This is a genomic window from Micromonospora sp. NPDC003816, assembly GCF_042874705.1.
Classification (GTDB): Bacteria; Actinomycetota; Actinomycetes; order Mycobacteriales; family Micromonosporaceae; genus Micromonospora.
In genome coordinates, this window is the sequence record NZ_JBIANP010000006.1 from 118997 (window position 1) to 132295 (window position 13299).

Here is a 13299-nt window from a genome sequence, read left to right on the forward strand (position 1 = left end):
GGTTCCGGGATGGACCAGATCAGCGTGGTGACGACGGTGGTGGACGCGCGGTCGGTCGCCGATCTGCTGGCCGCCGCCGCGGTGGCCGGTCGACTGGCGGCTTGTGCCCAGGTCGGTGGCCAGGTGGAGAGCACCTACTGGTGGCGTTCCGGGGTGGAGACCAGCACCGAGTGGTCGTTGCAGTTCAAGACCGCACCGGACCGGGTCGACGCGCTGGTGGAGCAGATCCGCGCCAGCCACCCGTACGAGGTGCCGGAGATCCTGGTCAGCCGGGTGGACTGCGGCGACCCGGCGTACGCGACCTGGGTGTTCGAGCACACCCGGGCCTGAGTACCCGCACTCTGGTGCTGGTGGGGGTCGCCCGTCAAGGATGACCTGGTGGACAACGGCTACCCCTGCCCGGCCTGCGGCGCACCGGCGACTCTGAGTTCCGGGTGCACCGGTTGCGGTCGCCCGCCGCACGCCGCCGCCGCCGAGGTGATCCGGCTCGACCGGGAGATCGTCGTGCTCGGCGGCGAGGTGCAACGGGCCCGTCAGGCGTTCGAGGGGTTGACCGGCCGGTTGTCGGCGGTCCGTCGGCGTCGGGCCGAGCTGGCCGCCGCCGTACGCGCCGAGTTCCCGGCGGGTCCGGTGGCGGGTCGGCCGGGGGTGCCGGTCGCCGCGACGGCGGCCCCGACCGCGCTGGTCCCCGGCGCACCCCGGGCCCCGATCCCCGGCGGCCCGCTGCCGGTCGGCCCGGTTCCTGGCGGCCCGGTTCCCGGCAGGCCGGTGCCGCAGGGGCAGATGCCCGGTGGACCGGTCCCCGGCGGACCGCAGCCTCAGGTGCCCGGCGCGGGGTGGACGCCGGTGCCGGCGATGGCGGCTGCGAACGCCGCCGGACCGGGCGGGGCGGAGGCCTCCACCAAGACGGTGCAGAATCTGCTCTTCGTCCTCGGCGGCCTGCTGCTCGGCACGGCCGCGACGGTGTTCACCGCCGTCGCCTGGGCGTCGGTCGGGGTGCCCGGCCGGGCGTTGATCCTGCTGGCGATCACCGTGCTGATGCTCACCGTGCCGTTCGTCGCCCGCTGGCGTCGGCTGTACAGCACCGCCGAGACGTTCGCCGCCGTCGGCCTGCTGCTGGTGGTGCTAGACGGGTACGCCGCCTGGACGGTGGACCTGTTCGGGGTCTCCAGTTGGCCGGGCAGCCGGTACGCGGGGCTGGTCGCGGTGGTCGCGACCGGGGTGGCCGCCGGGTACGCCCTGATCAGCCGACTGACCGTGCCGTGGTTCGCGGCGCTGCTCGCCGCGCAGCCGGTGGTGCCGCTGCTCGCCGCCGAGGCCCGGCCGGGCGCGGCGGGATGGGCGGTGGCCTTCGTCGGGGTGGCACTGGTGGACCTGGCCGTGATCGTCGCGCTACGGCGCCGGACCGTCGTCGCGGGCGAGGGGGCCACGACGACTCCGGGGCCGAGGTTCGCCGGTCAGATGGCGGCCTGGGTCGGGTACGCCGTGGCGGTGCTGTTCGCCGCCGGGTGTGCCCTGGCGCCGCTGCTGGTCGGCGAGGCGGGCGGCAGCACGGTGCTGGCCGGCGGGCCGATGCTGCTGGTGGCGCTCACCCTGCTCGGGGCGTCGTTGTGGGCCGGTGGCCCGACCGGGCGGGCTTTGGCCGGCGCGTTCCTGGTGCCGGTGCTGGCCGGCGCGGTGCTCCGGCCCATCGCCGAGGTGGAGCCGTCGGTGTGGCTGCTGGCGGGGGGCCTGCTCGCGGTGGCGCTGGTCGGCGCGCTGGGGCTGCTGCCGGCCTCCTGGCGGCCCGGTCCCCGGGCGGGCACCATGCTGGTGGTCGCCGGGGTGGGGTTGCTGGTCACGTTGACGACCCTGGTGACGGCCGCGATGGCGGTGGGCAGGTCGGTGCCGCCGTGGCGGGGGGCTGCGGCGGGAGAGACGTTCGACCTGGGCTGGCAGCTTGCCGTGACGGTCGCCCTGGTCGCGGTCGCGGTGGGGTGGCTGCTGCCCCGGACGGCCCGTCCGGCGGTCGCGGCGGTGGGCGTCGGTCTGGCCGCGCTGGCCGTGCCGCTGTCCTGGGCCGCGCCGTGGCCGGCGCTGGTCGCCCTCGACCTGCCGGTGGGGGCGGCGCTGGTGCTCGTCGCGGTGGCCCGCCCGGCGACGCGGAGTGTGCTTCCGGTGGCGGCGGCGCTGACCGGTGTCGCGCTGCTCGGGCACGGTCTGCTGGTGGGGTTGGCCGCACCGGCCGGAGCCGGTGCGGCCTGCGCGGTGATCCTGGCCGTCGGCGTCGGCGCGGCCGTGCTGGGCCGGCGCGGCAGTGTGGTGCAGCGTGCCGTCGGTGGCGTCGGTGCCGCCCTGGCGGTGCTGGTGGTGCCGGCCGGCGCGGCGATCGCGCTGATCGGTGCCGGCGCAACCCCGTGGTGGCAGGCACGGGCGGCCGTGGCCGCGCTCGCGCTGCCGGTGGCCGTGCTGCTCGTGGTCCGCCGACTCTGGTCGGACCTGCACCCGTACGCCTCGGCGGGTCTCGCCGTGGCGGCCCTGCTGACCGGCCTCGCGCCGTTGACGGTGCCGGCCGACGAGCGGCTGGCGGTCTATGCGGCGGTCGCGGCGCTGCTGCTCGCGGTCTCCGTGGTCCGGTCCCGACCGCCGATTCCGGCGCTGGTGGCCGGGGTGTGGCTGGCCGTGGCGGCGGTGCTGGCGGCGCTCCCGGTGACCGTGGTCGCGCTGGTCGCCCCGTACGGCCCGCCGCCCGTCCCGTGGTCCGGCGTGCCGTCGACGGTGGCCGCCCCGGGCGCGTTGCCGGTCGGCGTGGCGCTGACCGTGCTGGCCCTGGCGGCGGCACTGGCCACCTGGCCGGCGCACCGGGCCGGTCGGGGTCGGACGGTCGCGGTGCTGCTGCCGTTCGTGGCCGCCGCCGGGCCGGTGCTGCTGGTGGCCGCCGCCGCACCCTGGCCGCTGGTGCCGGCGACGGCGCTGCTCGGCGGGGTGGCCGCGTTGCTGGTCACCGCGTTGCGCGGCCGGTCCGGCGCGCTGCTCGGTGCCGGCCTGCCCGTCGGTCTGGTGCTGACCGGTGCCGGGCTGCTTAACCTCCAGGCCACCAGGGCGGGCACGCTGGCCGGTCTGGGCCTGCTCGTGGTGGCGGCGACGGTGGTCGGGGTGGCCGCCCGGACGGTCGCGGTACGCCTGGTCGGCTGGTTGGTCGCGATCGCGGCGGCGACCGGTCTCGCGATCACCTCCCCGCTGGCCGGTGGGCTGCCGCTGCGGGTGGCCGGGTTCACGGTGCTCGGTGTCGCGGTGCTGGTCCTCGCGTTGGCCGTCGCCCTGTCGGCGGTCCGCTCGGTGCTGGACGTCACCGCGCAGGCGGTGGCGCTGGTCGCGGTGCTGCTGACCGTCGGCTCCGGCCGGTACGCCGCGACGATCTGCGTGCTCTGGGGAGTGGCGGTCGGGGTACGGCTGCTGCGCCGGGGCGAGTCGACCGGACGACGGTGGGTCTTCGCCACGGTGGCCGGTGGCAGCGAACTCCTCGCCATCTGGCTGCTGCTGCGCTCCGGCGAGGTGCGGGTGGTCGAGGCGTACACGGTGCCGGCGGCGGTGCTGGCGCTCGTGTTCGGTGCGGTGGCGATGCGTACCCGGCCGGGGTTGAAGAGCTGGCTCGCCCTCGGCCCGGGCCTGGTCGCGCTGCTGCTGCCCAGTCTGGGAACCCTGCTGTTCGACGCCGACGACCAGCCGTGGCGCCGTCTGCTGCTCGGTGTCGCCGCGCTGGCCGTCACGCTGCTCGGGGCGGTCCGCCGCTGGCAGGCGCCGGTGGTGCTCGGCGGGTTGACCCTCGCCCGGCTCGCCCTGCACGAGGCGGGACGTAGCTGGGACCTGCTGCCCCGGTGGGTCTTCCTGGCCGTCGCCGGGTTGGCGCTGATCGGTCTCGCGGCCACCTACGAACGCCGCCGTCGCGACCTGGGTCGTCTCCGTGACGCCATGGGCCGGATGAGCTGATCGATGGCGCAGCCGCTGGTCGCGTCGCCGTCGGACGGCACAGGTAGGGTCCTTGCCATGGCTGACGTGCTCACCGCCGAGGCGGTGCGAAACGAGCTGGGTGGGCTGGCGGACTGGTCGGGAGACCCCGCCGGGATCACCCGCACGGTGGAGCTGGCCAGCTTCCCGGCCGCCGTCACGGTCGTCGACCGGGTCGCAGTGGTGGCGGAGGAGCTGGACCATCACCCGGACATCGACATCCGGTGGCGGACGCTGACGTTCCGCTGTGTCACCCATTCGGCCGGCGGCGTCACCCTGCGCGACGTCGAGCTGGCCCGGCGGATCGACGAGATCGTGGGGGCGGCCCGATGAGGTTCGAGATCAGCAAGGTCCTGGACGCGATCGAGGGGCGGGTCTGCACCGACCCGCAGCTCGTCCGTGCGGTGATCGACCTCGCCGAGGTCATCCGCTACCAGGACCTCGACGGCGGCCGACCGGCCAGCACGTTGCGCCTCGGCATGGTCTTCGACGCGCTGGCGCGCAGCCTGGAGGAGGACACCGTCCCGGTCTACGCGGTGGTGCACCGGGGGGTGCTCTCCGACGCCGACCTGACCTCCAACGAGCGGATGGTGGTCCGCCGCTGGGCCGACGACGGCCTGGTCGAGGTGCTGGACAATCCGGGTGACCGGATGCTTGAGGTGGCCGACCTGCTCGGCCTGCCGGTGCTCAGCCGGGTCCGCTTCGACGGCCTGCGCGGGCGGTTCCCCTGGCTGGTCGACCAGCCCGGCCGGGTGCTCGCCCCGGTGCCCGGTGCCGGTGGGCCGGTCTTCATCGCCCATGTCGGTGGCGGCCACATCCCGCTCACCGGGCCGCCGTCACCGGCCGGTGTCCAGTTGCTCGCCCGGCAGTGGCGCTGTTCCGAGTCGGGCTGCACCCTCTTCGGCGGTGCCGGCGGCGGGGGTGCCTTCGCCGACCTGGCCCGGATCGACCGCGCGCCGACCGGCCAGCCGCCACCGTCGCTGCGCGGTGGCGTACCCACCTGCCCCCGGCACGGCACCCGGCTCCGCGACGACGGCCCCCGGCCGCGCAGTGAGGTCCTGGCGGTACGCGTCGGTGGCCTGATCCGGCGTCGCTTCGTGCTCACCGAGGACCAGCCGGTCACGATCGGCCGCGCCCCGGAGAGCGCCAACGCGATCATGCTGGGTCAGTGGCTCAACGACGAGGCCCGGCGCTGGATCAGCCGCAGTCATCTGCGGCTTGAGCTGCGGGGCGGCGACATCGTCGCGACCGACGTGAGCACCAACGGCTCCGGCATCCGGCCGGGCGGCTCGATGGCCGAGTCGGACCGCCTGCCGCTGGCACCGCAGCAGTCCCGCGCCCTCGGGAGCGGGGACATGGTGGAGCTGTATCCGGGCGTGCAGATCGGGCGGCCGAGCGATCTGCCCTCGGGTGCGCCGTACAACCCCGACTCGGTGATGTCCGAGGCGCCGACCATGGCGATGCGCCTGCCCCGCTGACGCGGACGACGGCGGGCGCCGGGACCGTGGTCCCGACGCCCGCCCCGCGGGTGTCAGCCGGCCAGTACCGCCGTCAACTGGGCCACCGCGTGGTCGATCTCCTCCTCGGTGATCACCAGCGGCGGGGCGAGGCGGATGGTCGAGCCGTGGGTGTCCTTGGCGAGTACGCCGCGCTCCATCAGCCGCTCGCACGCCTCCCGGCCGCTCATCAGCGTCGGGTCGATGTCCAGCCCGACCCACAGCCCCCGGCCGCGTACCGCGACCAGGCCCTTGCCGATCAGTGCGCGCAGGCCGGCGTGCAGCCGCTCGCCCAGCTCGGTCGAGCGCCGCTGGAACTCGCCGGTGGCCAGCAGCCGGACCACCTCGGTGGCCACCGCGCAGGCCAGCGGGTTGCCGCCGAAGGTGGAGCCGTGCTGGCCGGGCCGGAGCACCCCGAGCACCGCCGCGTCGGCGGCCACCGCCGAGACCGGCACGATGCCGCCGCCGAGCGCCTTGCCCAGCAGGTACATGTCCGGCACCACGCCCTCCTGCTCGCAGGCGAAGGTGGCGCCGGTGCGGCCCAGACCGGACTGGATCTCGTCGGCGATGAACAGCACGGTGCGCTCGTCGCAGAGCCGCCGGACACCGGCCAGGTAGCCCTCCGGCGGCACCACCACGCCCTGCTCGCCCTGGATCGGCTCCAGCAGCACCGCCACGGTGTGCTCGTCGACCGCCTCGTCCAGCGCGGCCAGGTCACCGTAGGGCACGATCCGGAAGCCCGGCGTGTACGGCCCGAAGTCGGCCCGCGCGTCCTCGTCGGTGGAGAAGCTGACGATGGTGGTGGTCCGGCCGTGGAAGTTGCCGTCGGCGACCACGATGGTGGCCTGCCCGTCCGGTACGCCCTTGACCTGGTAGCCCCACTTGCGGGCGACCTTGATGCCGGTCTCCACCGCCTCGGCGCCGGTGTTCATCGGCAGCACGAGGTCCTTGCCGCAGAGCGCCGCGAGTTCCCGGCAGAAGTCGGCGAACTGGTCGTGCACGAACGCCCGGCTGGTCAGCGTCAGCCGGTCGAGCTGGGCGTGCGCGGCGGCGATCAGCGTCGGGTGCCGGTGCCCGAAGTTCAGCGCCGAGTAGCCGGCCAGACAGTCGAGATACCGCCGACCGTCCACGTCGGTGACCCAGGCACCCTCGGCGGAGGAGATCACCACCGGCAGCGGGTGGTAGTTGTGCGCGGTGTGACGCTCGGCGTCCCGCACCGCGGCCGGAGTCCGCAGCATGTCCTCGATCACTGGCTCGCCTTTCCCTGACGGAGTCGCAACGTGCAGCACTTCGGTCCACCGCCGGCCTTGCGCAGCTCGGACAGGTCGACGCCGATCGTCTGGTAGCCCCGGTCCCGCAGCTTCGCGGCCAGGCCGGTGGCCTGCTCCGGCAGCACCACGTGCCGACCGTCGCTGACCGCGTTCAGGCCCAGCACCTCGGCGTCGGCCATGGTGGCGTGCACCGCGTCCGGGAACAACCGGCGCAGCACGGCCCGGCTGCCGGGGGAGAACGCCTCCGGCAGGTACGCCACGGTCCGCTCGTCGAGCACGGTGAGCGCGGTGTCCAGGTGGTAGAAGCGCGGGTCGACCAGGTGCATGGTGACCACCGGGTAGCCGAACACCTCCTGCAACTGGGCGTGCGAGGCGTGCGCGGTGCGGAAGCCGGTGCCGGCGAGCACCACGTCACCGGCGAGCAGGACGTCGCCCTCGCCCTCGTTGACGTGCTTCGGGTCGTACACCTCGAAGCCGGCGTTCTCGAACCAGGACCGGTACGCGGGCGCCTCGTCGGCGCGCTGCGGGTCGCGGAACTGCACGGCCATCGCCCGGTCACCGATCACGGTGCCCCCGTTGGCGGCGAAGACCATGTCGGGCAGGCCCGGCAGCGGGGTGATCTCCTCGACGACGTGACCCAGGTCGCGGTACACCTGTCGCAGCCGCTCCCACTGCCGCACGGCACGGTCGGTGTCGACCGGGGCGGTCGGGTCCATCCACGGGTTGATCGCATAGTCGACGGCGAAGTACGTCGGCCGGCACATCAGGAAGCGCTGGCTGGTGGCGTCCATCGTCATTGTCCTGCTCCCAGGGCTCGGGCGCGCCCTGGCCACCGTCGGCCCACGGGCTGGCGCCGTTGCTCAACGTTATGCGCCGCCCAGCCGCAGAATCCACCGCCGACCCTTGCGCAGTACGACTGATCGTTGCGTCTCGGGTGCTGGTGGCGGTTGATCGTTGCGTTAACGTCTCGATGGCCTCGTGCGAGAGCCTGTCGGCGTGCTCACCGTGAGTGGTCGTTTCGCCGCGCGGTCGATGACGTCCGTAGCGGGCGTGCGGCAGCCGGACGCTGCCTGGCTCCTTGGCGCTGATCGGTGCTCGCGGTGTCGGGGGTGCTGTCGGTGTCCTGGGTGCTTGCGGTGTCCTGGACACCGTTGGTCGGGTGGAATCGGCCGGAGCGGCCTCCGTTCGAGCGACCGGCGGACCAGCGAACCCACGGTCCCGTCAGCGCGACGCAGATCTTGGACAGTTCCGTTAGCAGCTAACGGAAACTGTCCAAGATTGCCAGGCGAATCCTGCTCGGGGTGTGTTCGGAGGACGCGGTCACGTGACCTGGCCACCGCACGCCTCGCCCGCTCCGCCGGCAAGGCCCCAGTTCCCGCTTCTCGGCCCACAAGGGTCGCTCACACGCCGCTGCGTGGCCCCACGGACCTGCTCACGCCGCCGCACGGCCCCACGGCCTTACTCACGCCGCTGCGTGGCTCCACGGACCTGCTCACGCCGCCGCATCGAGAGGACTGTTCGAGGTGCTCTGGACACGCGTCAGGGGCGGCGAATCGCCGCCCCTGACGAGGGTGTGTGCGCCCGGCTGGTGAACCACCAGAACTGGTCGGGCTACGGCCGGTACCTCGCCGGCCGGGCGCCGGTGAACCACCGGCGGGCTGAAATGTGCCCTCTAGATGCGATCGACAAACTGTGAGTCAAGCCACTCGCGGAAGCGGGCCACGGTGTCGCCGTCGGTGGTCGGCCAGTCGTACTGGCCGGTCATCGCCAGGATGCCGAGGACCACCGCGCCGAGGCCGATGGCGATGCCGAACAGCGCGTCGGCCTTGCCGGCGATGTGCCGCCGCCGGGTGGCGATCAGGCCCAGCACGGCGAGGACCGCGCCGATCGCGCCGACCGCGATGCCGTATCCGGCGAGGGTTCCGGTGAGGACGAAGAGGATGCCGCCGACGCCGACGATCAGGCCCAGTGTGGCCAGCAGGCTGGCCCGGGGGCGCGGCCCGGCGGGCGCGGGCGGTGCGTCGGGAGCGGGAACGGTGTCCCGGTCGGCCGTCGTCTCCCGGCTGGCCACAGTGTCCCGGCTGCCCACAGTGTCGCGGTCGCCCACGGAGTCGCGGTCGGTCGTGGTGTCGCGGTCGGTGGTGACCGGGGCCCGGTCGGTACGCACGTCCGGGTCGGTCTCGGTGACCGGGGCGGAGGCCGTGACCGGGGCGGTGGTGCGGGCGCGGCGGGAACCGTCGACGCCGGAACGGGCGGTGACGGCACGCGCCACGGCAGCCCGCTCGGCGGCGGGAGCGTCGGTCGTCCGACCGGTACCGGCTTCGGTGGTGGTGGCCGCACCGGCGGCGTTGTCCCGGTCGGCGGCCCGCGCGGAAGCCGTGCGGTCTCGGTCGGTCGCACGGGCGGTGGCGGCGTGGTCCGCGTCGGCAGCGGCGCGATCTGCGGCAACGGCGCCGACGGAGCGATCCCGGCCGGTGTCGGCGCGGTCCTCGACGGCGGCGGGGGTGGCGGCCGTGCGGTCCCGACCGGTGGCGCGTCCGGTGGCGGCGCGGAGCCGGTCGGTGGCGCGCTCGGCGGCGGCGCGGTATCGGCCTGCGGCGCGCTCGGCGGCGGTGCGGTCCGGGTCGGTGGTCTCCGCCGCGCCCCGGTAGGTGGTGCCGTCGTCGGTGCGTTCCTCGACGCTCGGGCGGTCGGCGGGACGGGCCTCGGTGGCCACCGTGCCGGTGCGGTCGGCCTCGTCACCGGCGGCCGGGGGCGGCGCGGGCTCCTCCCGGCGGGACAGCGAAGGAAATCTCATGGGTTCACCTCCAGGTCATGCGTGGGAGGCGCCGCGACCCCGTTCATCGCCACTCCACGCGTCAACGACCCCGAGATACCCAGCCCGCACTTTCCCGACACCCGTGTGGCATCGAGCCGACTGGATCCTGGGAAGCGCGGTTCACCGGGGAGGAAGGGCCCAGCAGCGAGGGTCAGCGGCGGGGGCGGGTGAGGGGTGCCAGGAGGGTGGTGAGCAGGGCCGCCCGGCGGGGGCGGGAGACCAGGACGGGACGGTTGCGGACGCACCGGACGAGGACGTCCACCGCCCGGTCCACCGTCATCATCAGCGGCCGGACCGGGCCCTTGGCCATCTTGGTGTCGACGAACCCGAACCGCACGGTGGTCACGCTCACGCCCTGTCCGCGCAGCGCCGCCGAGAGCCCCAGCAGGTACGACGACAGTCCCGCCTTCGACCCGGCGTACCCGGGTGCGTCGCCGGAGACCATCCGGTCCGCCATGCTGGACAGCCCGATGAGGTGCCCGTCACCGGCGGCCACCATCCTCGGCACGACGGTGGCGACCGTGCGGGCCGCCCCGATCAGGTTGACCTCCAGGGTGCGGGTCTGCGCCTCCAGGTCGGCCAGGTCGACGGGCTCGCCGATGCCGGCGGCGTAGACGCAGAGGTCCACCCCGTCCAGCTCGTCGATCGCCTTCGTCAGCACCTCCGGGTAGTCGGGCGCGGTCACGTCGACGGTGTGGTGGGAGTACGTGGGGACTCCGATGCCGTTGTCGCGGCGGGACACTCCGGCGACCCGCCAGCCGTCGGCGAGCAGCCGTCGGGTGAACGCCAACCCGATCCCGTCACTGTTGCCGATCACCACTGCGCAGCGCATTCGTTCCGCCATGCCCCACCGTCCTCATCGCACCGATGGTGCCCGCCCTCCCGGCGGCCCGAGGCGCAATTGAACCAGAGTTTTCTGAGTACTCCCTACCAATGAGTAGAGAGTCCGGCCGGCTATCGGCGTACGCCTCGGGCCGGACTCCGTGTGGTGCGGGCGGAGGTCTGGCGGGGTGCGGCGCGGAGCAGGGTGAGGCCGGCGCGCTGGACGAATATCGACCGGCGGGTGACCGCGTGCCCCTGGATGTCGAGCTGGTATCCGTCCAGCCAGACCCACCCGTCGTAGGTGGTCCAGTCCAGTTCGCGGATCACCCGGAACATGATCGACCGATGGAACTGCACGCTGGCCCGACGGGTCACCCGCACCAGGTCACCGGCCCGAAGCTGACCGTCGTGCCCCCGCTCGGCCGGGATGCGGTCGGTGGGGAGGTGGCGGGTCACAGCCAGCCCAGGAAGCGGTGGTGCAGGGTGCCGGCGGTGGCCCAGGACATGTCCTGGCTGGCGGCCACCAGGCAGGAGCCCAGATAGAGCCGGAGCGAGACGGGCGCCTGGTCGTACTCGGCGCGGAGTTCGATGCGGCGGCGGGCGCAGGGCCAGGGCCGGTCGCATCCGGCGCACATCCAGGTGGGCAGCACCGGGCCGTGGCGGGTCACCGTGCACCACCCGGGGAGTACGCGACCGTGCCGGTCGTGGTCGTGGAGGCTACGCGCATCGTGGTCCTCTCGGCGCGGCGATGATCGTCGGCAAGAAGTGCTCCGTTGCCTTTTCACGTCAATTCATGACGGCATTTCATTCAGCCCCGGACGGCCTCCACAATCCGTCTCCCGCCCGTCTTGCGCAACGTTCCGCACCGCCCTAATGTCTTTCGGTAATTGTGCGCGACGAATGGAAATGAATCGCGTGCGTCCGGAAACGCGATCGTGTGCGTCCGGGAACATCACGTGTTGCAGGAAGGAAAGCGGTGATGTTGCATGCTGGATGAAACAAGCGGGTCCACCGTGCCCCGACGGCAGCTCGGGCGACTCTTCACCGAGCTGCGGGAACACGCCACGATCACCCTCGACGAGGCGGCGCGGGCGCTGGACTGTTCACGACAGAAGATCTGGCGGATCGAGAAGGGCCTGGTGCCGGTCCGGCTGGTGGACGCCCGCGCGATGTGTGATCTCTATCGGGTGCCGGAGGAGATGGCGGCGATCGTCGCCGGGCTCGCGAAGGAGACCCGGGCCAAGGGGTGGTGGCACTCCTATGGCGACGTGGTCCCGTCCTGGTTCTCGCTCTACGTCGGCCTGGAATCGTCCGCGACCCTGTTGCGGCAATACGATTCCGAGTTGATTCCCGGGCTGCTGCAAACCCGCGCCTACGCCAGCGAACTCTTCCGCCGCAAGAACCCGACGATGGCCCCCGAGGAGCGGGAGAAACTGGTGGCGGTGCGCCTGCAACGGCAGAGCATCCTGGTCCGGCGGCTGCCCGTCGCGCCCACCCTCCAGGTGGTGCTCAGCGAGGCCGTGCTGCGCCGCAGCATCCCCGACCGGCAGGCGATGATCGAGCAACTCCGCCACCTGCTCGACGTGGCCGCGCTGCCGAACGTCTCGCTGCGGGTCCTGCCACTGGCCGCCGGCCCGCCGCTGGCCAGCGAGACCGGCACCTTCGTCGTGCTGGGCTTCCCGCAGGGGCTCGGCCGGGCCTCGACCGAGCCCACCACCGTCTACCTGGAGAACATCACCGGCGCGCTCTATCTCGACCGGCCGACGGAGGTGGCCGCCTTCGTGCACGTCTGGAACGACCTGGAGTCACTCGCCTCCGGTGAGGCAGAATCAGGGAAAATGATCAACATGATCATCGAGGAGCATCATGACTGATCTGGCCGGGGCCGTCTGGCGCAAGAGCACCCGCAGCGGCGGGAGCGGAGGAAACTGCGTCGAGGTGGCCGACAACCTGCCCGGCGTGGTGGCCGTCCGGGACAGCAAGGACCCGTGCGGCCCGGTGCTCACCGTCACGCCGTACGCCTGGACGGCCTTCGTGCGGCAGGTGCGGCACCGCTCACACTGACCACGACGGCGGGCTGACTACGCTTGGTGTCGTGCCAGAGGGACATACGATCCATCGCCTGGCGGCTCGGCACGCCGAGCTGTTCGCCGGGGACAAGGTGCTCGCCGCCAGCCCTCAGGGCCGGTTCGCCGAGGGTGCCGCGCTGCTCTCCGGGAGTGTGCTGGAGGCCACCGAGGCGTACGGCAAGCACCTGCTGCACCACTACGCCGGTGAGCGGACCCTGCACGTACACCTCGGTCTCTACGGCAAGGTGACCGACGGTGACGGTGAGCCGCCGGAGCCGGTGGGGCAGATCCGGCTGCGGCTGGCCAGCGACCGGCACTGGCTCGACCTGCGCGGGCCGACCGCGTGTGAGCTGCTCACCCCGCCCGAGGTGGCGGCGTTGCGGGCCCGCCTCGGCCCCGATCCGCTGCGTGCCGATGCCGACCCGGACCGCGCGTACGACCGGATCCGGCGCAGTTCCACGCCGCTGGCCTCGTTGCTGCTCGATCAGTCGGTGGTGGCCGGCACCGGTCTGATCTTCGTGATGGAGGCGCTGTTCCGCGCCGGGCTGCCGCCGAGGATGCCCGGCCGGGAGCTGAGCCGTCCCGCCTGGGACGCCATCTGGGCCGACCTGGTCGAGCTGATGACGCTCGCCGTCGCCGCCGGTCGCATCGACACCGTTCGCGCCGCGCACCTGCCCGAGGCGATGGGCCGCCCGGCCCGCGTCGACCGGCACGGCGGCGAGGTGTACGTCTATCGCCGTGCCGCCCAGCCCTGCCACGTCTGCGGCACCGCCGTCAGCCGGGGCACCCTCGGCGCCCGCAACCTGTACTGGTGCTCGACGTGCCAGATGTAAGGA

The 13299-nt window shown here is 73.4% G+C and carries 13 protein-coding genes; 7 read left to right on the forward strand and 6 right to left on the reverse strand.

What is annotated here, in order from left to right; genetic code table 11:
- Positions 1 to 9 precede the first annotated feature (9 nt).
- From cutA to ACFYTT_RS20510, 4 genes are read left to right on the forward strand one after another with little or no spacing between them, the layout of a single operon-like run.
- Entirely contained in the window at positions 10 to 330 is a 321-nt protein-coding gene (gene cutA / locus ACFYTT_RS20495) for a divalent-cation tolerance protein CutA (RefSeq protein ID WP_131057047.1), read from the forward strand.
- Between the two features lie 48 nt (positions 331 to 378).
- Complete coding sequence (locus ACFYTT_RS20500) at positions 379 to 3969, forward strand: SCO7613 C-terminal domain-containing membrane protein (protein WP_387261148.1); 3591 nt, start codon at positions 379 to 381, stop codon at positions 3967 to 3969.
- A gap of 57 nt (positions 3970 to 4026) precedes the next feature.
- Entirely contained in the window at positions 4027 to 4320 is a 294-nt protein-coding gene (locus tag ACFYTT_RS20505) for a 4a-hydroxytetrahydrobiopterin dehydratase (RefSeq protein WP_176095131.1), read from the forward strand.
- Entirely contained in the window at positions 4317 to 5465 is a 1149-nt protein-coding gene (locus ACFYTT_RS20510) for an FHA domain-containing protein (protein WP_131055763.1), read from the forward strand. Before ACFYTT_RS20505 ends, ACFYTT_RS20510 begins: the two co-directional genes overlap by 4 nt.
- 53 nt (positions 5466 to 5518) lie before the next feature.
- On the opposite strand, the gene rocD is transcribed toward ACFYTT_RS20510, so the two are convergent.
- The 6 genes from rocD to ACFYTT_RS20540 form a co-directional block, all read right to left on the reverse strand.
- Positions 5519 to 6733, reverse strand: coding sequence for an ornithine--oxo-acid transaminase (gene rocD / locus ACFYTT_RS20515; protein ID WP_387261151.1), 1215 nt, complete (start codon positions 6731 to 6733; stop codon positions 5519 to 5521).
- Positions 6730 to 7545 (reverse strand): dimethylargininase, encoded by an 816-nt coding sequence (ddaH, locus tag ACFYTT_RS20520; protein ID WP_387261656.1) that lies wholly within the window; start codon positions 7543 to 7545, stop codon positions 6730 to 6732. Before ddaH ends, rocD begins: the two co-directional genes overlap by 4 nt.
- A gap of 881 nt (positions 7546 to 8426) precedes the next feature.
- The gene (locus ACFYTT_RS20525; RefSeq protein WP_387261154.1) at positions 8427 to 9551 is read right to left on the reverse strand and encodes a hypothetical protein; all 1125 of its coding nucleotides are present in this window, start codon (positions 9549 to 9551) and stop codon (positions 8427 to 8429) included.
- Positions 9552 to 9723: 172 nt separating this feature from the next.
- Complete coding sequence (locus ACFYTT_RS20530; RefSeq protein WP_387261157.1) at positions 9724 to 10416, reverse strand: SDR family NAD(P)-dependent oxidoreductase; 693 nt, start codon at positions 10414 to 10416, stop codon at positions 9724 to 9726.
- Between the two features lie 110 nt (positions 10417 to 10526).
- A complete protein-coding gene (locus tag ACFYTT_RS20535; protein WP_387261160.1) occupies positions 10527 to 10850 on the reverse strand; it encodes a hypothetical protein in 324 nt (107 codons plus the stop codon).
- Positions 10847 to 11062 (reverse strand): hypothetical protein, encoded by a 216-nt coding sequence (locus ACFYTT_RS20540; protein WP_131056545.1) that lies wholly within the window; start codon positions 11060 to 11062, stop codon positions 10847 to 10849. The genes ACFYTT_RS20535 and ACFYTT_RS20540 overlap by 4 nt, the downstream gene beginning before the upstream one ends.
- A gap of 318 nt (positions 11063 to 11380) precedes the next feature.
- Between ACFYTT_RS20540 and ACFYTT_RS20545 the strand changes: the two genes are divergently transcribed.
- From ACFYTT_RS20545 to ACFYTT_RS20555, 3 genes are read left to right on the forward strand one after another with little or no spacing between them, the layout of a single operon-like run.
- A complete protein-coding gene (locus ACFYTT_RS20545; RefSeq protein ID WP_387261163.1) occupies positions 11381 to 12268 on the forward strand; it encodes a helix-turn-helix domain-containing protein in 888 nt (295 codons plus the stop codon).
- Complete coding sequence (locus tag ACFYTT_RS20550) at positions 12261 to 12458, forward strand: DUF397 domain-containing protein (RefSeq protein WP_131056549.1); 198 nt, start codon at positions 12261 to 12263, stop codon at positions 12456 to 12458. The genes ACFYTT_RS20545 and ACFYTT_RS20550 overlap by 8 nt, the downstream gene beginning before the upstream one ends.
- 31 nt (positions 12459 to 12489) lie before the next feature.
- Positions 12490 to 13296 (forward strand): Fpg/Nei family DNA glycosylase, encoded by an 807-nt coding sequence (locus tag ACFYTT_RS20555; RefSeq protein WP_131056550.1) that lies wholly within the window; start codon positions 12490 to 12492, stop codon positions 13294 to 13296.
- The last annotated feature ends 3 nt before the right edge of the window (positions 13297 to 13299 follow it).